Genomic DNA, 22,541 nt, shown 5'->3' with positions numbered 1-22,541 from the left:
ATAGATTTTGGGTAATTTAATCAAACATTATGGCTTCTTTGGTATTTTGTCATTAGCTTATGAGAAAGTATTGACCTATTTTCTGTTCAAACAAGCCAAAATAATACGTCGTCCATTTGATTGCCGCGGCAAAAAAAATATTCAAATCGGTAAGGGGTTCTCGACTGGCCGTTATTGTCGCTTCGAAGCTCATGGTCAACATGGTGAAATTAATATTGCTATTGGTAACAATTGTCAGGTGAATGACTCTGTGCACATCGCGGCCCTGAAAAGTGTCAGTATTGCCGACAATGTGTTAATCGCCAGTCGAGTGTTTATTACCGATCTCAATCATGGTAGCTACGGCGGTGACTTGCATTCAGACCCTCTATCAATATGCAAAGACAGACCATTAACAGGTACGCCCGTCGTAATAGAGCAAAATGTATGGTTAGGTGAAGGAGTGGTTGTTTTACCAGGTGTAACCATTGGCCAAGGTACAATCATTGGCGCTAATGCTGTGGTATCTAAAAATGTGCCCGCATTTTCAATTGCGGTAGGTAACCCTGCCAAAGTAATTAAAACCTATAACTTCGAGCAAAAAAAGTGGCTAGCAATTCATGGGTAAAAACGACCACGCAGTATTAGTTTGTCCCGCATTTTTCGACTACAAAGTACTGATAGAAAATCAACTAACAAAGCGTTTTACTTCTGTACACTCTTTTTCCGACAGACCGCTATGTTCTTCTATTGGCAAAGCATTAATCAAATATAACATAGCTAATTACAATCACTTTATTTCACGGCAGTATAGTCAACAATTACTCGAAAAAATCACCCCGTTAATACACGATATAACTACTGTTATTATCGTCAAAGGCACCTGTATTTCACCGCTTTTAATAAAGGGGATTAAGAAGTTAAATCCTAATGTTCGAGTGCTTGTATATTGTTGGGATTCTATAGCTAACTCAAATGGATTTGTCCAATTAGCTGCAGTGGCAGATAAGGCGATGTCATTCGACTTTGCCGATTGTCAGCAGCACCAATTAGAGTATGTGCCATTATTCTATCCGGATGATAACACTAGCATCGCTGAATCAAACAAATCAGTTAAGTGCTTTCAATACAGTTTCATTGGCAGTTATCACGGCGACAGAGCAAAGCTGTTATATAAGTTGCTCAATAATGAACAAACCATCTCTGCTAAGTCATTTATCAAAATCTATTTTCAAAGCAAAATACAATTCTGTGTATTTTATCTACTCGATCCGTATGTAAGAAAGTGTCCTAAAGAATGGATTACATTCGATATTATTGATCGAGATACCATGAACGATATTTTCTCCGATAGTCGTTTCATTATCGATATACACCATAAAGGACAGTCTGGCTTAACCATGAGAACATGGGAAACTTTGAGCCTAGATTACAACTTGCTGACAACAAATCCTTATGTGTTATTACATCAACCAATTGCAGCCATCGACATTCTCGATCGCACTAATGGAACCGTGTGGGACAAGGATCAAAAACAACAATTTGTTACGCAAGTTGCCATTGGCAATATATCGACAACACCTCTTTCCTTGTCCCATTGGTTGGACACACTTTTAAAATAGCATTGGCGGCATTATGACAATTACACCTATTATTATGGCTGGCGGTTCAGGTACACGTTTATGGCCGCTTTCGCGCGGTAATTACCCCAAGCAATTTTTAACGTTAAGTGGTGAGCAAACAATGCTACAAAACACCATTACACGTTTAAAGGGGCTTGAACATACGCCTGCAATGCTAATCTGTAATGAAGAACATCGTTTTATTGCAGCAGAACAAATTAGGCAGCTAGGGGTTAACCATAGCGGCATCTTTTTAGAGCCAGTAGGCCGAAACACTGCACCAGCCATTGCATTAGCAGCATTCAAAGCCACAGAGCAAGGCCAAGATCCGTTATTGCTAGTTCTGGCTGCAGACCATGTTATTGATGACATAAGTGCGTTTCAACAAAGTGTCGCAAAGGCGGCAGAGTTAGCTGCACAAGACAAGTTAGTGACGTTTGGGATTGTAGGTAACAAACCTGAAACCGGCTATGGCTATATAAAACGCGGTCAGCAATTTCAAAGCGGTTTTGTTGTCGACAGTTTTGTTGAAAAACCCGATTTAGCTACAGCGCAGCAATATATTCAAAGCGGAGATTATTATTGGAACAGCGGCATGTTTTTATTTAAAGCTAGCCGTTACTTAACCGAGCTAAAAGCGTTTCGACCAGATATTTACACCGCCTGCGAAGCAGCCATGCGAGTACAAAATAATGATCTGGACTTTATTCGTGTCGACAAAGCCGCGTTTGAAGCTTGTCCAGATGAATCCATTGACTATGCAGTAATGGAGCAAACTCAAGATGCAGTCGTTGTACCAATGGACGCTGGTTGGAGCGACGTCGGTGGTTTTGCGGCATTATGGGATGTGTCTGAAAAAGACAATAATGGTAATGTGTTTAAAGGCGATGTTAAAGCTGTCGATACTAAAAATACTTTGGTCTTTGGTGAAGATAAACTAGTTGCCACCGTTGGTGTTGAAAATTTAGTCATAGTTAACACTAAAGATGCGGTATTAGTTGCACATAAAGATCATTCACAACACGTTAAAGCAATTGTTAATCAGCTTAAGTCTGAACAACGTTCTGAAGTTACATTCCACCGTGAAGTTTATCGTCCCTGGGGACAATATGACTCAATTGATAACGGTGAGCGTTTCCAAGTGAAACGCATTACCGTCAAATCTGGTGCGAAATTGTCTGTACAAATGCATCATCACCGTGCCGAACATTGGATTGTAGTTTCGGGTACTGCCAAAGTAACCAATGGTGATAAAGAAATTCTCTTAACCGAAAACCAGTCTACTTATATTCCTGTCGGCGTTATTCATGCACTAGAGAACCCTGGCAAAATGCCATTAGAACTTATCGAAGTTCAATCGGGTTCGTATTTAGGCGAAGATGACATCGTCCGTTTTGAAGACCGTTACGGCCGTGTAGAAGGGAAATAACTGATGTTAAACACTAACGTAACTTTAGCTCAAAGCGGCGTGCTTTTTGGTACCAGTGGTGCACGCGGATTGGTTGAACAATTTACCCCAGACGTATGCGCTGCATTTACCCATGCCTTTGTATCAGTTATGCAGCAAGACTTTACCTTTGATACCGTCGCCATTGCCATAGACAATCGTCCCAGTAGTTATGCTATGGCACAAGCTTGTGCGCAAGCATTAGCGCAATTAGGCCTTAAAGCTCAATATTACGGCGTAATACCAACACCTGCATTGGCTTATGTTGCCATGCAACAAAACATGCCTTCAATTATGGTTACCGGAAGTCATATTCCGTTCGACCGTAACGGACTCAAGTTTTATCGGCCAGACGGCGAAATATCTAAGCAAAATGAACAGGCGATTCTCTCGAGCCAAGTTGGATTTAGTGCATTAAGCGAGCTCGACCCATTAACGGTTAATCCAAATGCTGCACAACAATATATTCAACGTTATGTAAATGTATTCAGCAATACATTATTACAAGGTAAGCGAATAGGCATTTACCAACATTCCAGTGCTGGCCGGGATATCTATCCTGAATTGTTTAGTAAACTAGGAGCTGATGTTGTTACCTTAGAGCGTAGTGATGTGTTTGTGCCCATAGACACAGAAGCGGTGAGTGAACAAGACTGCCAGAAAGCGCTAGATTGGGTAACAACACACAAGCTAGATGCACTGTTTTCAACCGACGGTGATGGTGATCGTCCTATGCTAGCCGACGAAAACGGTCATTGGTTAAGAGGTGATATTTTAGGCCTGTTGTGCAGCAAATACCTAAATATTGAAGCGCTGGCTATTCCTGTTAGCTGCAATACAGCAATTGAGCAAACCGAATTATTTAAAACGGTTAAACGAACTAAAATTGGTTCACCTTATGTTATTGAGGCTTTTGCTCAGCTGTTAACTCAGTACGGCACAGTGGCAGGCTTTGAAGCCAATGGCGGTTTTTTACTTGGCAGTGACTTAAGCTTAAATCAGTCTCAATCAAGTTTAACTGCCTTACCAACACGTGATGCAGTGTTACCGGTTTTAGCAGTATTAGCTTTATCACAAACAACTGGTATTGCTGCTCAAGTAGCCCATTTACCGCAACGTTATACTCACAGTGACCGATTAAAAGATTTTCCAACTGACAAAAGCAAAGCCATTATTGCAACGGTGCATGTATCTCCCCAAGAGTTACTAACGACATTGGGGGGAAATGCCGATGAGCTTGTTAATCTAGACACTACTGATGGCCTGCGGCTAACCTTAGTCAGCGGATTAATTATTCATTTGCGCCCATCGGGTAATGCACCTGAGTTTCGTTGTTATGTTGAGGCCGATAATCTTCAAAGTGCAAAACAATGGGTAACAAAAGTATTAACTGTAATGACTCGTACTTTGGCGAACATGTAGCGTTTAATATTAGGGCTCAAGGCTAGTGTTTAAGGCTAGTGTTTAAAATTTGGCGATAACATGTAGCAATCATTTATTGTCACTAACAAATCCTATTAAGATAATGCAACCAAGTTATTGCAAGTTAACAATAGCAGTAGCACACACTAAAGTAGAAAAGGGTGCATCAGTTGGTTTCAGTCAAAATTTGTAATTACACTTACAAAATAAAAAGTTAACTACAGGCAGATGATTTAAAAAACACAATAAATGTGTATTTTTACCTCAAGGAAAGGATATTGCTGCTGCAATATCCTTTTTTTATGATTAAAAATAAATACAGCAAGTCAAATATCTAGTTGTACCCATTTTTGTATTTTTATCATGATGATTTATCGGGATTTAATACAGTATATTAGTTTTTCGGGCTGCAGTGTTTCCGTCATGTAATCGCAATATAATGGCAAAATTAATCACGATATTGTCATTTCTGTCTGTAAATTACAGAAATTTTAAGTATAATCAGCGCTCAAAATGCATATACGACGTGATTTAGCCGTAAATGCTTGAAAATGGAAGTTTCGTTGAGATTTTAGGCATGCTGGGAGCCGTAACCTATGGGCGGTAGCGTGTCTAAAAATCGATATCAAGCTTAGACATGGTATCAGGCAATAGTGAGCGATGACTAAAATCTAGGCCGCTACGCTTTTGCTTCTAGTGTTTAAGCTTTAAATATTTGATAGTAGCGCTCTAGTCGTTAAGCTTTTTCTTTCTAGGCCGCCACGCTGTTAATGCGCTTAACTTCTACATTCCCCGAACAAATAATGGATTATGTTCACTCAATTCTAATAAGAAACATGTAAATGCATTCGTTTCTTAACGAGTCATCTAATCCTCAAATTATAAAAACGATAATAAACGAACTAGACTCTAGACAGCTATGCCAATAGTGCGCTTCTAGGAACAGCTTCGCAGTAAAGATTTTATAGCAGCGTAACAATCTAGCAACTAGGCCTTTGCTTTCTAGCTTTTACCCTTAATGCTAAAAATTTACATAAATTGGAATCATACAATGACGTTTAGTTACAAAACACTCATAACATCATTTTTGCTTGTATCTGCGTCGGGTTGCGCCATTGTACCCGGCAGTCATTTTGAGGGGATTGATTCTGGTGATCAAACAAGAAGCCTCGAACAAGATTTAGACAAGGTCAATATTCAAATTATTGATGCATCATTAATAGCACAACAAAAACAACGTCGAAAAAGTACTAAACCGATGTCAAGTTATGCCGGTATCGATACCAGTAATTATCAATATAAGTTAGGTGTTGGTGACGTATTAACCATAGGTGTATGGGACCATCCAGAATTAACCATTCCTGCTGCGGTTCAACGTACTGCTGAGTTTGATGGTTTTAGGGTACAACAAGATGGCACTATAACGTATGCTTATGCCCCCAATATTCCTGCTGTAGGTAAAACAGTCAGACAACTGCATAAAGAATTGGTTGAACGGTTAAGTAAAGTCATAACCGACCCACAAGTGGATATTAAAGTGGTTGGCTTTAGAAGCCAAAAAACCTATATCACAGGTGAAGTGTCAAGCCCTGGTGTTGTTCCCATCACAGAAATTCCATTAACCCTTATTGATGCATTAAACCAGGCGGGCGGTTTATCAGAATCTGCCGACTGGCGCACAGTCACATTTACCCGTGGCGAAACCACTGAGGTTATTGAATTAGACAAGTTTTATGCTCAAGGTGATATATCACAAAACCGTTTGCTGCAAGACGGCGATATAGTGCATGTGAACCGTAACGATGCGCAAAAAGTGTTTGTATTAGGCGACGTCAAAAAAGCTGGCACTGTAATGCTTAATCGTTATGGCTTAAACCTAGCTGAGGCGTTAAGTGATTCAGGCGGACTAAATGAAAATACCGCCGATGCTAACGGCATATTTGTACTGCGAAAACGCGATTATCAACAAACGGGTATTTTAGCCGATGTATATCAATTACATGCTAAGAACATTGCCTCCTTGGTACTAGCAGAGCAATTTGAGTTACAACCGCACGATATTGTTTATGTCACCTCAGCACCATTAGCGCGTTGGAACCGAGTTATCAGCTTGTTACTGCCATCGGTCTCGACATTAGATAGAATTGATGGCATATCCAATTAAGGGCTTTAGATCATGTTTGATTCAGTATTAATGGTATGTGCTGGCAACATTTGCCGCAGTCCAACAGCTGAGTATGTTTTAAAAAGCAAGCTTACCGATAAAAATATCACAGTATCCTCAGCAGGATTAACCGCATTAGTCGCTAAACCTGCTGACGCCATGGCGCAAAAGATTGCCTTAAGTCATGGCGTGGTAATGGACACCCACCAAGGTCAGCAATTGTCGTCGCAGTTAATTGCAATTAATAGTGTCATTCTTGTTATGGAACAACGCCATTTAAACGATGTTCACAGCCGTTACCCTGAGGCACGTGGCAAAACGTTTTTATTAGGGAAATGGATTAATAATGCAGAAATTCCCGATCCTTATCGCCAAAGTCAAGAAGCCTTTGAGCATGTGTACGCATTAATCGATAGCGCATGTAGCGCTTGGCAAAAATATCTATAAGGAATGGCAACTTAATGAGTGCTCAGCCTACAACAAAAAAAACTGATAACCTTGCTCAACAAGCACAAGAAATCGATTTAATGGCATTGTTTGGCGCCTTGCTAGACCGGAAATATTTTATTATTGGTTTAACTGCGTTATTCATGTTTGTTGGCGTGGTGTATGCGGTGTTATCAACCCCGGTTTACCAAGCCACTGCTATGATCCAAGTCGAAGACAGCGGCTCATCCGTGCCTGGTTTAGATGATATGGCGGGGATGTTCGAAAGTACTTCAACAGCGGTGACCGAAATTGAATTATTAAAATCACGCTCGGTAATTGGTGAAGCCGTCGATACCTTAAAGCTTGATGTAATAGCTGAGCCAAACTTATTCCCATTTATTGGTTCTCGCGCATTTCGTAAATTTGCGCCTATTAATGACGGTGACCTAGCCGAACCCAGTTTTGGTGCCAGCAGTTATGCATGGGGCGGTGAAACTATCGATGTGTTTCGTTTTGATGTACCACAATCTGCCATAGGTGCAGGTTTTACCTTAGTAGCCCTAGACAATAACGGCGTTTCCTTATTAAACGCTGATGGCGAACAAATTCTCAAAGGCGAAGTGGGTCAAGAGCTTACAAATTCAAAATTTAGCCTAACCGTGCGCACCTTACATGCTCGCCCAGGTACTGAGTTTACCATTACACGCCAAGATAGATTAAACACTATTCTAGATTTGCAGGCGGCAATAGGCGCCAGTGAGAAGGGCAAAGACTCAGGCATTATTAATTTAAGCTTGCAAAGCGACAGCCCTAGCTATGCTGAAAAAGTACTCGATAAAGTAGCATCAATTTATGTCCGTCGTAATGTAGAACGTAATTCTGCTGAAGCGCAAAAGTCATTAGAGTTTTTAGAAGTACAATTACCAGAAATTAAAAAGCAACTAGAGTTTGCCGAGCAACGTTTTAACGATTATCAAATTAAGCGTCAGTCTATTAACATCACTCTAGAAACCCAAGGCGTACTTGAGCAAGTTGTTAAGCTAGAAACTAAATTACAAGAGTTACAGCTAAAACGTTTAGAGCTTGGCCGAAAGTTCAAAAAAGATCATCCAACCTACCAGGGCATAATTGAGCAAATTAGCGCCGTAAATGATCAGAAAAAACAGTTAGTCGGTGAGGTAGGGAATTTACCTGAAACTCAACAAGAGTTATTACGTTTAAAGCGCGATGTTGAAGTCAGTAACGAAATTTATACCATGTTACTGAGTAAAACCCAGGAGCTGGATATCGTTCGTGCTGGTACCGTGGGTAATGTGCGTATTATTGACACTGCTGAAGTAAATACCTCTAAACCGGTAAAGCCTAAAAAACCGTTAATTGTGGTTATGGCAACTATGCTGGGTGGCATGTTGGCGATTGCTATTGTGTTAGTTCAAAAAGCCATGCATCGTGGCGTAGAAGACCCTAGCGAGATTGAAGCTATTGGCTTACCAGTATATGCCAGTGTGCCGTATTCAGAAAACCAAAATAAGCTCATGGGTTTTACTAAATCGAGTAAAGCTAAAGCCGAGGCTAAAGCCAAATCGATTTTAGCCATAGATAACCCGGCCGATTTATCTATCGAGGCATTACGAAGCCTGCGCACCAGTTTACATTTTGCGATGATGGAAGCAAAAAATAATATTATTGCTATATCTGGCCCAAGCCCTGGAGTGGGTAAATCATTTATCTCGGTTAACTTAGCAGCAGTACTTGCCCAGAGTGGTAAAAAAGTATTGATTATCGATGCCGACATGCGCAAAGGCTATTTACAAACTCAGTTCGGTTTAAAGTGGGATGATGGTTTAAGTGATTATTTATCTGGTCGCTTAAACCTAGAACAGATCACTAAACCAAGTAAAATTGAAGGTTTAAAAGTCATTACTCGCGGACAAATACCGCCAAATCCTTCTGAATTGCTAATGCACAGTAACTTTAGCAAGCTAGTAGATGAAGTCAGTAAAGCTTATGACTTAGTCATTATTGATACCCCGCCTATTTTGGCAGTAACCGATCCCGCTATTGTCAGTGCTCATACTGGCACTACGTTATTGGTTGCCCGTTTTGGTCAGAACCACCTACGAGAAATTGAACTAACTCGCAATCGCTTCGAACAGAATGGAATTGATGTAAAAGGCGTGGTGTTTAACGGCGTAGTTAAAAAAGCCAGTAATGCATATGGTCAGTATGGTTACTATAACTATGAGTATAAGTCAGATAAGTAATAAATTTGCCTATTGGTCACTTTAAAATAAGTAATACAACTAGATATATGAAATTACTCTCTCAATATAGAAAAAGTTATTCAACACATTGTAATATAGCTGAGGCACGCCATTGATAATTTATGACTTAGTAGTGAACTATTATTCAATTATATAGTAAGCAATGGGATATATTATCGTCAAAAGTGAAATGATAAATCACCATAACAGATTCGGAAATAGGCTGAGGGTTCACTTGTGAATAAATCTGTAACTAAGTTTTACCTTGCATCTTTTTATTATTGAATTTTATTTAGAGCAAGGCTATACAATGTTTTTAAGTTTGGTTTTTTTTTGATATTTTATTTAGTGTTACTAGGAATTTGATTTGGAAATATTTAGTATTATAAGTTTAAAGGTAAGTAAAATATTCAGTCAATATAGACTTGCCAGTATGATGCTTTTAACATCTACAAATATCGCACTAAGTTTAATTAATTTTAGTCTATGCTTCAGTTTATTGTCAGGTGAAAGCTTTGGGGCTTGGATTATTGTTTACAGTATATATCAATGGATAATATCATTTGATGGTGGTGTAGGTAACCAAGCTAGAAATAAATATACTATAGCTGAAAAAAATGGTGATATTTCACTAAAAAAGATTTTGATTAAAGAAGCTTTTAAAAAATCAGGTTTATCTCTTTTAGTTATTTGGATTACTTGGTTAGTAATTTCTTTCTTTATAAATTGGAGTCAAATTCTTTCTGGGTCTATATCTATTTTTTTGTTAGAATTCATGGTCGTTTTTGGCTTGCTAAATGTTTGGTCAAAATTAGTTAATAAGTTTTTATTTGCTATCAATTTAGGTTTTGTAACAATTATAGTTCCTGTTATTAATAACTTAATAGTAACGATAGGTCTAACTTTCTTAAAGTTAAATCTTTTTTCAGACTTATTGACAGGTCATGAAGTATATTATATTGCTTCCTTGTATATAGTTTTCTCTCCCATGCTTAACCTTTTAATTCTTTATAAATTTTTTAATGTTTACTTTTGTAATATACCTAAAGCCTTGAAAGATGAACTAACTTATAAAGATGGAGCGTGGTTTTTCTTCTTTCAAGGCTTTAGTGGTATTATATTACTCGCACTACCTGCAATAGTAGGCTTTCTTGGTAATACAACACTAGCAGGTGAGGCCGGTATACTGTTGAGGTACTATTCGCTCCCTTTACTTATTTTAACTGTATTCTTGCAGTACGAGTGGAGGAATATAACTTTAAATTCAACTAAAAAAATTACATTTGAACTATCTGTTTGGAATAAACGTCTCTCATTTTCATGGGTGTTGATGATGTTTATCTTTCTTAGCATTTTTATGCTTGATGATTTTATTCTAAAATTGTGGTTAGGCGATACAGTTAAACTTCCACTTAATTGGTCATTTTTGTTTGGATTGCTCTTTGCTTTAATTGCTACTAAAAGGTTCGTAACAACTATCCTACAAGCAATAAGTTCTATAAAGCGACCAGCTGTTGTCTCACTGTTATCTTTATTAGTAATATTAGTTCATCTAAATATGGAAGATACAAACACTGAATTACTTTTATACTCGCTGATAATATCAATACTCATTGAAATACTTATTTTAGTACTAACAATGCGATATTCCAGAATTAATCATAATAAAGAAGGAGCATAATATATGGAGGTTTTAAAGTTTTCATGTGTGTCTGGCTTAAATTCAGGTGATGACCTCATTTCTTACGTTATTGAAGAGGAGTTTAAGGTTGAGCATTCAATCAAAAGTCTCGATATAATGGGGTTGAAATTTGATTTAAAAAGTCGAATAAACTCAAAAAATATCCATAAGGTTCCTAGGAATAATAAGTATCGCAATCATCTTGCTGGATTTATTAGGTGGTGTGATTATAGGTTAAATCATAGGAATAAATTTATATCGGCAATAAAAAGTAGTGAGTTGGTTATTATTGGGGGAGGACAAATAATCGATGATTCTGCTACTGGTCATATGCTGTACCGAATAATGGACATTATTAAAATTTGCCATAGTTTACATGTTCCTGTAATTATTAGCTTCGTAGGCGTAAGTCAATTGAGTTCTAAGAACTTCAACAAACTCAAGAAACTGGCACCTTACCTAGAAAAATTCTGTGTCCGAGACTCTAAATCATTGATTAGATTGAAAGAGAATAACATAAATGCCAGAGTAACTAATTTAATAGCAGATCCAGTTTTTAATATTTCAAAATGGGTTGACCTAAAAAACACCGATATTAAGTATATTGGCGTTAATATTATGAATCTTAATGCAGTTATAGGAGTTGAAGATCAAAGCCTTGAGACGTGTTCTAGAAATTTAATCAAAATTGCTTTAGAGTTAGATTTAGGAGTACGACTTATATTGACTAGCTTTGGACAAGATCTAGATATGGCAAGAATTCTAGAAAACCACTTTAAAAACGCTAATTATCCTATTGATATAAAGTTTGTAACAACTCCAGAATCTGTGACTGAAGCATATTCAGGTGTAGAAATCATGCTTTCTCATCGAATGCATTCTAGCATTATTGCTATGTCATATGGCATACCATGCTTGGCATACAATTGGCATACAAAAGTTGAAGGTCTTGAAAAGTTAGTAAATAGCGAAAGCAGTATATTAAAGATCCATCAAGATATTAACTTTGAAAGTCACTTGTTATTAGAAAATGCTAAAGCATTAATATTACAAAAGAATAATAATGAGTTTGACTTAAATAATATAAAATCTGATATAGATAATTACTTTGCTGAAATAATAAAAAGATGAAATTAGCACTGATTTTGGTTTTTCTATCACCAGCTAATATGTTTGGTTATTTCATTCAGTCACTTTTGTTGCTGTTTTTTTTGCTGAGACATTTTTTTATTAAGGGAAGAAAAGTCGATAGCTTTCAAATGAAATCAGCTTATATATGGGCTTTGTTATGTGTTATTTCGATTTTAATTGGGATGAGTATTGGTGGTGGAGTGGCTTTTACTTCATACTTACTTTTTATATTCGTCTTTTTTTCAATTATTTTATTCCCATTTGATATAAAGGTCCCTTCAATCTCGAGTCTGCTCCTGATTATTTCCTATTTAATTCTTTTTTCACAGCTTATAATTGCATTTCGTATTGAACCTTTCAGTGATATTTTACTTAATATTTACTCTAATGATGAGCAGTTGATTAAGGAATATATTCAAGCAACCGGAGTAAGTCAGTTATCCTGGAGTAGATTTGGTGGTGTTTTTATTAATCCAAATCAATGTGCTAAAGCTTATACTTTTGTTTTAGGATTATATCTTGCTGTATCTCCGCGAGGTTACAAATCAATGATACATATATCCCTTATATGTTTTATTGGTCTTCTTTTAACGGGTAGCCGGACAGGTATGGGGATTGCTATTTTAATGATGATGTTTGGTAGTGGTGTAAGCCTTATTCGTCTACTTATGCTTTCTATTCCTTTGATTATTGCATTATCAATTGCTATTATTATGAACTTAAGGTTTATAGATCTAGATTCGCTGATCATCAGCTTTACAGAAAAAAATCATGTGATAATAGAGTACATATTATATATAAATGATATTTCGATAGCTGCTTTACTGTTCGGCATTGGTGATATTAGCCGGATAGAATATGACTTTGGAATGAGGTTAAACAGTTTTGATTCTGAATTTGGCTATCTTTTGCAAGGTTTCGGCCTTATGTCTTTTTTTGTTGTTTTTGCTTTTATCTGGTCAAGTTTTAGATCCATAGATGATAATAGAAGAGTATTTTTGTTAAATCTTCTTTGGCTATTAAGTTCAACTATATTAGTTAATATTCGATTTGGATTTATTTATTTTATTTGTCTTTCAATCATACATAGTATGCAAGAACATAATAAGGGTTTAGGAAGGTAAAATGTTTAAAATTGAAATCACTTCTGGTATTGCTAATACTGACTTTTCATCATTAGCAGAAAATCGCTGCACAGCGCATAAGCATTCCTATTTAGAAAGTGATGATTGGGTCGATTGGAAGTTTAATAAAAGCCCTTTTGGAAGATCAATAGTAGCATTAGTGCGAAATGATAAAGCAGAAGTAATAGCTTGCAATGCGTACGGAATACTTGAATATAAAATAGGTAACAAAGAATTTAAAGTTGCTAAGCCTTATGAAACATTTGTTCATGCTGATTACCAAGGCAAGGGTTTGTTTAGCAAAATGTTGACAAAGATTAGAGAAGAAGCAATAAATCAAAAATTAGATGGACTACTTTTTTTTCCAAATGAGCAAAGTTTAAACTCCTTAAAAAAAAGTAAGGACTGGATGGAATTAAAGACACCAATAAGATATTTTATTAGCCCAAGGATATCTTTCTCCACACTTTTTAATCTAATAGATATAAAAAAATTATTTGTACCTCTCAGGTCCTCTGAGCAACAACAAAGATTATTTGATTTTAAAGGTAATAATCTACAAAATAGTAAGATTTTAAAATTAAATACTAGTAGTGACTATCTTAAATGGCGTTTTAATCCTCCGACTATAAATTTATATAGAAAATTTACTGGCAAGAATACAGAGATTGTTATTCGTGAAGGAAAAAGAGGACGCCTTAAAGAGGCTCAAGTTGTTTTTATTGGTTACAGTGTTGATTTTAATTCAAAATCATTAAAGAATGAGTTATTAAATTCTTTTAGAATACTGCACAAAGAATTTGATCTCGTGGGAGTACCTATATCTGTAAACAATGATTTGATTAGTATATTAGGAAAGTTAAAATTTCTCTCTTTGCCGTCTAGGACAAATGTATTTATTCAGCCAATTAGTGATATTTTTAAAGAAAACATAGAAAAATTAGCTTTATCAGGTTTGGATTTTCATACTTATTAGTATATGTATAAATTTTAATAATAGCTTTAAGTTTTTATTTATGAGGTTTTTATGGTGAGCTCAATTCGTAAGTTACTAAGAGATAACTATTTAAGTTTTGCTGGCAATCTCGCTTCACAAAACTTACCAAGTGCGCATATTTTAGCTGGGCATTATATTGCCCTTGATAACCTCAATTCTTTTGAAAGGCTAAAAATTTTAAATCGCTTTTATGATACTTTACAACATTTAGGCGAGTTGAGTGATTTTGATGATGTAGCAAAACGTATTAAAAATAGAGATTTACCAACTGACAGATCTATCATTAGTTTGTGTTTTGATGATGGTTTTAAAGAATGTGAAGATATAGCTAACTTTTTTGATAAAAAAGGTATAAAAATAGGCTTTTTCATTAATAGTGGTTCCATTGAAGCAGATCAGAGTTATTACCCAGAGCATCACGAAAGATTAGTTATTCAAAATAAATCATTTCTAGATTGGAAAACGCTTAAGGATATGCATTCTGCTGGTCATACTGTTGGTTCTCATACTTTTGATCATATGAGATTAAATATTACGGATTCGCAAACTCTCCTATCGCAGATAGTTGAAGATAAGATTTATATCGAAAGAAAGCTAGATTCTGAATGTGATTTTTTTGCTTGGCCATATGGAACTGCTGCAGACATATCCAAAGATGCATTAAATTTGGCAACTGAAACTTTTAAATATGTTTTTAGTTCATGTAATTATGAACGTTACGAAAGTAATAATAATGATGTGATAACTCGTCGGCACATAGAGCCATTCTGGAAGCATAATCATATAAAATATTTTCTTAGTCAGCATAGAAATTACTAGCTAGTTTCATTGTTTCATTTCCCTCAAAAAACAGTTTTTAAGATGGGTTCCATCAATCTGCTTCATCTACCAATACTCATGTTAATTTTTAACTTATCTTTAGTATAATTATAAAAGGAATTTATATCAGTAGCTAAGGCAGGTTGTTGTATGTTTTTTTATGATGTTAATATCATACAGCATGAAAACTAAAATGTAGTTTCAGAAGTTTTATATAGAGTTTGTGATGCTATTTTAACTCTATATTATACGATTTCAAAAATTATCTGGGATATTTCTTGAACATAAATTCGATAATGATATATCCTAAGAGGTAGAATGCTTAGGTAAAAGTTTATGACTAGAGAAATGGTTCGTTATATTAACATTACATAGTAAATATTCTTATTCGAATAAATTAATTGGTAGTTGACCTTTTATTATAATATGAAATTATTAAAAAGATGAATTTCATGCCGATATGAAATATATGATTAAGAATTTATTCGATTAACTCGGGATAAAATTATCTTTTTTCTAGGAGTAGTTAAATTCAAATATGATTTCCATCAATTGGGGGGTAAAATGAGCTATAAGTATCTGATTCAATCAAATAACATCCACTCTGGTGGTGGAGAAACCTTACTTAATTCTTTGTTGCAAGAGTTAGATGAACAATCTTGTGTGTTTATAGATGAAAGAAAGGAATTGAGTGATGCCGTTTTTCATTTTGAGAAAGTTAAACCGAGCTTGTTAAATAGGTTTTATTCTGAATATGCAATGAAAAAACTAAGCAATAAAAACACAAATAATCTTATTTTTACTAACTTACCTCCTTTTTTTAAGCTCAAAGGTAAAACTGTTTTATTTATCCAAAACGTAAAATTGCTCCATTTCGGAAATGATAAGAATTATGGGGTAAAAGTGTTGTGTAGGTTATACCTAGAGCGTCTATGGCTTAGGTTTTTCATAAGAAATGTTGATCGAATTATAGTTCAAAGTACAACAGTTAAATCGCAGGTACAATTAGTTTTTGGAAATGAATTAGATATAAAAGTTACACCATTTGCTCCTTCCCTAAGCATGTTTTTTAGGGGGAAAGTGGGGAGTTATGAAAATTTAAAATCAGGTGTACTTAAAAAGTTTTTGTATGTAGCCTCCGGGGAGCCTCATAAAAATCACAAAAGGTTAATTGAGGCTTGGATTATTCTTGCAAATAAAGGTATATATCCTCTTTTAAGTTTAACTCTTGATATAGAAAAATCAAAAAAATTAGTTGAATATTTGAACGATTGTACAGTTAAATATAAATTGAATATAAAAAATTTAGGCTGGCTGCCTCAAAGTAAAATTACAGCGACTTATTCTGAATACGATTGCTTAGTATACCCATCTAAAATGGAATCTTTCGGTATTCCTTTAATTGAAGCTAGAACTTGCAGTATTGATATAATTGCAAGTGAGCTAGATTATGTTCGGGAATTAGTTGATCCAGAGGAAACCTTTAATCCTGATTCTGCAGCCTCTATCGCAAGAGCTGTGTGCCGTTATTCAAGTTTTGATTATCAAAATACTCTACCAATTGAATCTAAGGATTTGCTTAATGAAGCTTTTTCAGGCATATAATCTCAGCTTATGTGTTTACTAGAAAATATAATGGAAATCTGATGTTTAAAAATAAAGTCTTACTTATTACAGGTGGTACAGGTTCATTTGGCAATGCAGTATTGCGTCGCTTTTTAAATACGGACATTAAAGAGATTCGTATTTTTTCACGTGACGAAAAAAAACAAGATGATATGCGAAAATACTTTAATTCAAATAAATTAAAGTTTTACATAGGTGATGTACGCGACAGTCAAAGTATTTTAAACGCTATGCGTGGTGTTGATTATGTTTATCATGCGGCTGCGTTAAAACAAGTTCCTTCTTGTGAGTTTTATCCATTAGAAGCAGTGAAGACTAACGTGTTAGGTACCGAAAATGTGCTTGAAGCTGCTATAGCAAACAATGTAGAGCGTGTAGTTTGTTTGAGTACTGATAAAGCAGTATATCCTATTAATGCAATGGGTATTTCTAAAGCAATGATGGAAAAAGTCATTGTAGCAAAAAGCCGAAATCTGGAGCACACCAATACAACAATTTGTTGTACGCGTTACGGTAACGTGATGGCATCTCGTGGCTCTGTTATTCCTTTGTTTATTCGTCAGGTAGTTAACAATGAACCAATAACTATTACTGATCCTACGATGACTCGTTTCATGATGACGTTAGATGATGCGGTTGATTTAGTATTACATGCTTTCGAAAATGGCAAAAATGGTGATATTTTTGTGCAAAAAGCACCAGCTGCAACTATTGATGTCTTAGTTAAAGCATTACTTGAAATGCTCAAAAAGCCTGATCATGTCGTAAATGTTATAGGTACAAGACACGGCGAAAAACTGTTTGAGGCACTTTGTAGTCGTGAAGAAATGTTTGTTGCACAAGAGCAAGGTGAGTACTTTAGAGTACCTGCGGATAATAGAGATTTAAATTACTCTAAGTTTTTTGAAGAGGGCGAGTCAGACTTATCTCAAGTGGAAGACTATAATTCTCACAACACTGATCGTTTAGATGTCGAAGGTATGAAACAATTGTTGCGTAAGCTTGATTTTATTCGAGAAATTGAATCTGGTAATATAATTGTTCCGGAAGGTGTTTAAGCATGAAAGTACTAATTATCGGCGCGACAGGCATGCTGGGTTACAGTTTGTTCTGTAACTTAAATGAACAAGCTAATTTATCGGTATATGGTACTGTCCGTAGCATCGAAGGTAGAGAGCATTTTTTTAAAAATTCACAACAACAATTACTTACTGGCGTTGATGCTTACGATATCAATTCATTAGAGCAGGTTGTAAAAGATATATCTCCTGATGTAGTAATGAACTGTGTAGGTTTAATAAAACAGCATGGTATTTCAAAGCAACACATTGATGCCATTAAAATCAATGCATTGCTACCACACGAGCTTGCCAATATTTGCGATCAAGTTAGTGCAAAACTTATTCATTTCTCCACCGATTGTGTATTCACCGGCGATGTTGGTTTATATCATGAAGCTTCACTTCCTGATGCTCGAGATCTTTACGGTAAGTCTAAATGTCTTGGGGAAGTGAGTTATGGAAAGCACTTAACCTTGAGAACTTCAATTATAGGGCATGAGCTTACTTCTTCGGTCAGTTTGGTTGATTGGTTTTTATCACAAGTCGAAAGCACTAAAGGCTTTTCTAAAGCCATATTCTCTGGATTACCGACTTGTTACATAGCAAAGTTGTTAGTTGAATCTATTTTACCAAATCCAGACGTTACCGGTTTATTGCATTTGTCAGTTAATCCAATTGATAAGTACACGCTATTAAACTTGATAGCAGATAAATACCAGAAAACGATTAACATAGATGAGTCTCAAGATCTTGTCATCGATCGCTCGTTAAATTCGGATAAATTTAGGCTGTTAACTCAGTTTACTCCTCCTTCATGGAGTGAGCTTGTTGAGTATATGCATACAGATTACGTAAAAAGGTATAAAGCATGAAAAAGCTAAAAGTTGTTACTGTTGTCGGTACTCGCCCAGAGATTATTAGGCTTTCATGCACTATTGCAAAGCTAGATCAGTTCTGTGAACATGTATTAGTCCATACAGGTCAAAACTATGATTACGAACTAAATCAAATATTTTTTGAAGATTTAGGCATACGTGCTCCTGATATATTTTTAGAGTGTGCAGGTTCTACCGCGGCAGAAACCATGGCTCAAGTAATAAGTAAATCAGACGCTATGTTCGCTGAAGTTAAACCTGATGCAATGCTTATTTTAGGCGATACTAATAGTGCGATGGCAGCTATTCCAGCCAAACGTAAAAAGATACCAATTTTTCATATGGAAGCAGGTAATCGTTGTTTCGATATGCGAGTTCCTGAAGAAATTAATCGTAAAATAGTGGATCATATCTCAGACGTTAATATGCCTTATACGGATATTGCCCGTGAATACTTATTAGCAGAAGGGTTAAAGCCTGACCTTATTGTTAAGACCGGTAGCCCGATGGATGAAGTACTAGAACGTTATAAAGATAAAATTGCTAATGCAAATATTTTAACCACTCTAGGTTTAAAATCTGAAAAATACTTTGTTGTTAGTGTTCATCGTGAAGAAAATGTCGATTCTGAATCTAATATTTATAGTTATGTAAATGTATTGAATTCTATTGCTGAAAAATATCAGTTGCCTATTATTATATCTACCCATCCTCGTACAAGAAAGAAAATTGATTTATTGAATTTAGAGTTTCATCCTTTAGTTAAATTGTTAAAACCACTTGGGTTTAGTGATTACGTTAAGCTACAGAAGGAAGCTAAAGTTGTATTGAGTGATAGTGGAACAATTACTGAAGAATCTTCTATATTAAATTTCCCTGCTCTTAACATCAGAGATGCCCAAGAACGTCCTGAAGGTTTTGAAGAAGGCTCCGTAATGTTTACCGGTATGAATGTTGAGCGTATTTTTCAGGCTATGGAGATTCTAGATAAACAACCAAGAGGTGAAAGTAGACTTATAAACAAAGTTCAGAACTACATTGCCCCTAATGTTTCAGATAAAGTACTAAGAACAATAATTAGTTATACTGATTACGTAAACCGAGTTGTTTGGAGAAAATAATGGCGCGCATAGCCCTCCTACCAGATGATTATTTACCAAGTAGTACATTGGTACATGCAAAAATGTTTCATGAACTTGCGCACGAGTTTATGAAACAAGGGCATGAAGTTGTTGTGATCACCCCCGGTTTACCTAATCAAGCCGAAAAACTATTAATTGACACTGTTGATGGTGTTGTCGTTTGGCGATTTCGTGCAGGGCTAAGGCGTGGTGTCGGCAAATTAAAACGGGCAATAAACGAGAGCTTACTATCGATTCAAGCATGGGATGCAATTAAAAATCAAGTAGAAACCGCACCATTTGATTTATGTGTTAATTATTCGCCAACCATATTCTTCGGTTACTTAGCTAAAAAATTTAAAAACAAATATAATACTTATATTTATTTAGTGCTCAGGGATATGTTTCCTCAGTGGATAATTGATGAAGGTTTGATTAAAGATGGTTCTTTCATTGCCAAGTATTTTCGTTTTTTCGAACATCTAAACTATAAAGCTTCTAATAAAATAGGTTTAATGTCTAAAGCTAATGTTGAGTATTTTCGCTCTATTAATCCTCAATATAATAATGTTGAAATATTGCATAATTGGGCGTCGTTAATACCGTCTTTTTTTGAGAGCTATTTCATAGACATTAGAGAAACTTATAATCTTACAGATAAAGTAATTTTCTTTTACGGTGGGAATATTGGATTTGCTCAAGATATGAATAATTTACTTCGATTAGCTAATCGTTTGAAACTCCATCCCAAAGCACATTTCTTATTTGTTGGACAAGGTGATGAGTTTGAGCTCATTAATAAATTAAAAAAAGATTATAACTTGGGGAATGTGACTATATTACCATCAGTAAACCAATCTCAATATCAAGAAATGTTAACTCAAGTGGATGTAGGACTTTTTACTCTATCTAAAACTCACAAAGCTCATAATTTCCCTGGGAAGCTTCTTGGCTATATGGTTCAGTCATTACCTATTTTGGGGAGTGTTAATGTTGGTAATGATTTGATCAAATACATAAATGATTCAGGTTCTGGTTTTGCCCACGTAAATGGAGAAGATGATGCTCTTTTTACGTCAGCAGTTAAACTTTTAGATAATAAATTAGAGTTACGTGAACAAATGGGGCTAGAATCATTCAAATTGTTACAACAAAGCTTCTCTGTTGAACAAGCTGCTCAAAAGATTTTACTAGCTATGGATAAATCACATTGAAGATTTTAGTTACTGGTTACTCTGGTTTTGTTGGCAACAATTTAATTGAGCAATTACAAGGCCACTACAAATTAAACTTATTAGGCAGAAAGTCATCCTTTTTGGGGAAGGTTTATCCTCATAATCTTGATTCAACTTCTTCTTATTTCGATTCTCTTGAAAGTGTTGATGTCGTGGTACATTGTGCGGCAAGGGTTCATATTATGGATGATGTTGCGATTTATCCTATTACTGAGTTTAGAGCGGTTAATACTCTGGGGACATTCAATTTAGCAAAGCAAGCTGCACAAGCTGGTGTTAAGCGGTTTATATTTTTAAGTTCAATTAAAGTGAATGGTGAAAGCACTAGTTGTAAAGCTCCTTATACTGCAAGTGATAAACCTGCTGCTGAAGACCCTTATGGTAAATCTAAAGCTGAGGCTGAGCAGCAGTTACTTGAACTTGGTAAACAAACAGGCATGGAGATAGTCATAATTAGACCTCCACTGGTTTACGGTCAAGGTGTTAAAGCAAATTTTGCATCATTAATGCGTGTTGTTGGAAAAGGTTTACCCCTACCTTTTAGATCTATAAAAACGAATAGACGTAGTTTAGTATCAGTTTATAATTTGGTCGATTTAATCAAGGTTTGTATTATTCATCCTAAAGCGGCTAATCAAATATTTTTAGTGTCTGATGATAATGATTTATCAACTGCTGAAATGGTTGCCTTAATGGCTAAGGTGCAGAATAAGAACAACTTTGCCCTACCAGTGCCGGTTTGGTGCTTTAAGTTGGCTGGTAAATTACTTAATAAGCGTGATGTGATTGATAGGTTAACTGGTTCATTACAGTTAGATATTACTCATACAAAAAATACTCTCAATTGGAAACCGCCATATTCAGTTGAACATGGTTTTAAACTTGCCGCTAAAAAGCACTCATTAAAATAATTAATGGACCTATAAATGATACGTTTACTCGATTTTTTGTTTTCACTTTTGGGCTTGATCTGCTTCATGCCATTTTTATTTATTTTATACATTATTGGTTTGTTCGATACTGGCTCACCTATATTTACCCAAGAACGAGTTGGTCGTAATAAAAAACCATTTATATTAGTGAAGTTTAGAACAATGACCCTCGATACGGCATCGGTTGCTAGTCACTTAGCCAGTACAACTTCGATTACTCCTTTTGGTGGTTTTTTACGAAAAACAAAGTTAGATGAACTCCCACAACTTTGGAACGTGCTAAAAGGCGAAATGAGTTTAGTTGGACCTCGTCCTGGTTTGTTTAACCAACAAGAGCTAACTCAAGCTCGTGATGCTAAAAATGTTTTTGCTGTACGCCCTGGTGTTACTGGTCTTGCCCAAGTAAACAAAATAGATATGTCGACTCCTGAACTACTTGCCAAAACAGACCGAGAAATGATCGATACTCTCACGATTGCTAATTACTTTAAGTATATATTAATGACTGTAACTGGCAGTGGTAGTGGTGATAGAATTAAATAATGATTTATTTAGATATAATATTTTTATTAATTTTTATATGAAATATTTCAAATTAGTTTCATGTGTCTT

Annotated in this window: 19 protein-coding genes; all 19 read left to right on the top strand. The window is 35.6% G+C overall.

The window, feature by feature from the left end; translation table 11 throughout:
* Positions 1–7: 7 nt before the first annotated feature.
* The 19 genes from H5123_RS12470 to H5123_RS12380 all read left to right on the top strand — a co-directional run bounded on the left by H5123_RS12470 (position 8) and on the right by H5123_RS12380 (position 22,472).
* On the top strand, positions 8–607 hold the full coding sequence (locus H5123_RS12470; protein WP_182698162.1) for a DapH/DapD/GlmU-related protein: 600 nt from the start codon (positions 8–10) through the stop codon (positions 605–607).
* Positions 600–1,601, top strand: a complete 1,002-nt coding sequence (locus H5123_RS12465) for a hypothetical protein (RefSeq protein WP_182698161.1) — start codon at positions 600–602, stop codon at positions 1,599–1,601. The genes H5123_RS12470 and H5123_RS12465 overlap by 8 nt, the downstream gene beginning before the upstream one ends.
* Positions 1,602–1,614: 13 nt before the next feature.
* On the top strand, positions 1,615–3,030 hold the full coding sequence (locus H5123_RS12460; protein ID WP_182698160.1) for a mannose-1-phosphate guanylyltransferase/mannose-6-phosphate isomerase: 1,416 nt from the start codon (positions 1,615–1,617) through the stop codon (positions 3,028–3,030).
* A gap of 3 nt (positions 3,031–3,033) precedes the next feature.
* Positions 3,034–4,470 (top strand): phosphomannomutase, encoded by a 1,437-nt coding sequence (locus H5123_RS12455; protein ID WP_182698159.1) that lies wholly within the window; start codon positions 3,034–3,036, stop codon positions 4,468–4,470.
* A 1,051-nt stretch (positions 4,471–5,521) separates the two neighbouring features.
* A complete protein-coding gene (locus H5123_RS12450; RefSeq protein ID WP_182698158.1) occupies positions 5,522–6,634 on the top strand; it encodes a polysaccharide export protein in 1,113 nt (370 codons plus the stop codon).
* Positions 6,635–6,646: 12 nt separating this feature from the next.
* Positions 6,647–7,081, top strand: coding sequence for a low molecular weight protein-tyrosine-phosphatase (locus H5123_RS12445; protein ID WP_182698157.1), 435 nt, complete (start codon positions 6,647–6,649; stop codon positions 7,079–7,081).
* Positions 7,082–7,095: 14 nt separating this feature from the next.
* The gene (locus H5123_RS12440) at positions 7,096–9,327 is read left to right on the top strand and encodes a polysaccharide biosynthesis tyrosine autokinase (protein WP_182698156.1); all 2,232 of its coding nucleotides are present in this window, start codon (positions 7,096–7,098) and stop codon (positions 9,325–9,327) included.
* Between the two features lie 367 nt (positions 9,328–9,694).
* Positions 9,695–11,008 (top strand): hypothetical protein, encoded by a 1,314-nt coding sequence (locus tag H5123_RS12435; protein ID WP_182698155.1) that lies wholly within the window; start codon positions 9,695–9,697, stop codon positions 11,006–11,008.
* A gap of 3 nt (positions 11,009–11,011) precedes the next feature.
* Positions 11,012–12,139 (top strand): polysaccharide pyruvyl transferase family protein, encoded by a 1,128-nt coding sequence (locus tag H5123_RS12430; protein ID WP_182698154.1) that lies wholly within the window; start codon positions 11,012–11,014, stop codon positions 12,137–12,139.
* Positions 12,136–13,263 (top strand): hypothetical protein, encoded by a 1,128-nt coding sequence (locus tag H5123_RS12425; RefSeq protein WP_182698153.1) that lies wholly within the window; start codon positions 12,136–12,138, stop codon positions 13,261–13,263. Before H5123_RS12430 ends, H5123_RS12425 begins: the two co-directional genes overlap by 4 nt.
* 1 nt (position 13,264) lies before the next feature.
* A complete protein-coding gene (locus H5123_RS12420) occupies positions 13,265–14,239 on the top strand; it encodes a GNAT family N-acetyltransferase (RefSeq protein ID WP_182698152.1) in 975 nt (324 codons plus the stop codon).
* 51 nt (positions 14,240–14,290) lie between these two features.
* Positions 14,291–15,079, top strand: coding sequence for a polysaccharide deacetylase family protein (locus tag H5123_RS12415; protein ID WP_182698151.1), 789 nt, complete (start codon positions 14,291–14,293; stop codon positions 15,077–15,079).
* A gap of 564 nt (positions 15,080–15,643) precedes the next feature.
* Positions 15,644–16,684, top strand: a complete 1,041-nt coding sequence (locus H5123_RS12410; protein ID WP_182698150.1) for a glycosyltransferase — start codon at positions 15,644–15,646, stop codon at positions 16,682–16,684.
* A 41-nt stretch (positions 16,685–16,725) separates the two neighbouring features.
* Positions 16,726–17,763, top strand: coding sequence for a polysaccharide biosynthesis protein (locus tag H5123_RS12405; RefSeq protein ID WP_182698149.1), 1,038 nt, complete (start codon positions 16,726–16,728; stop codon positions 17,761–17,763).
* Positions 17,764–17,765: 2 nt separating this feature from the next.
* Positions 17,766–18,638, top strand: coding sequence for an SDR family oxidoreductase (locus H5123_RS12400; protein ID WP_182698148.1), 873 nt, complete (start codon positions 17,766–17,768; stop codon positions 18,636–18,638).
* On the top strand, positions 18,635–19,762 hold the full coding sequence (wecB, locus tag H5123_RS12395; protein WP_182698147.1) for a non-hydrolyzing UDP-N-acetylglucosamine 2-epimerase: 1,128 nt from the start codon (positions 18,635–18,637) through the stop codon (positions 19,760–19,762). The genes H5123_RS12400 and wecB overlap by 4 nt, the downstream gene beginning before the upstream one ends.
* Positions 19,762–20,976 carry a glycosyltransferase family 4 protein gene (locus tag H5123_RS12390; protein WP_182698146.1) on the top strand — a complete coding sequence of 405 codons (1,215 nt, stop codon included), beginning with the start codon at positions 19,762–19,764 and terminating at the stop codon, positions 20,974–20,976. The genes wecB and H5123_RS12390 overlap by 1 nt, the downstream gene beginning before the upstream one ends.
* Positions 20,973–21,908: an SDR family oxidoreductase gene (locus H5123_RS12385; protein WP_182698145.1), complete on the top strand. Its 936-nt coding sequence runs from the start codon at positions 20,973–20,975 to the stop codon at positions 21,906–21,908. The genes H5123_RS12390 and H5123_RS12385 overlap by 4 nt, the downstream gene beginning before the upstream one ends.
* A gap of 15 nt (positions 21,909–21,923) precedes the next feature.
* Entirely contained in the window at positions 21,924–22,472 is a 549-nt protein-coding gene (locus tag H5123_RS12380) for a sugar transferase (RefSeq protein ID WP_182698144.1), read from the top strand.
* Positions 22,473–22,541 lie beyond the last annotated feature (69 nt).

The sequence above is a fragment of the Shewanella sp. SR43-4 genome (assembly GCF_014163845.1).
Taxonomy (GTDB): Bacteria; Pseudomonadota; Gammaproteobacteria; order Enterobacterales; family Shewanellaceae; genus Shewanella; species Shewanella vesiculosa.
Note: the sequence above shows the minus strand (reverse complement) of the source record. Positions and strands in the feature narration are given on the sequence as shown.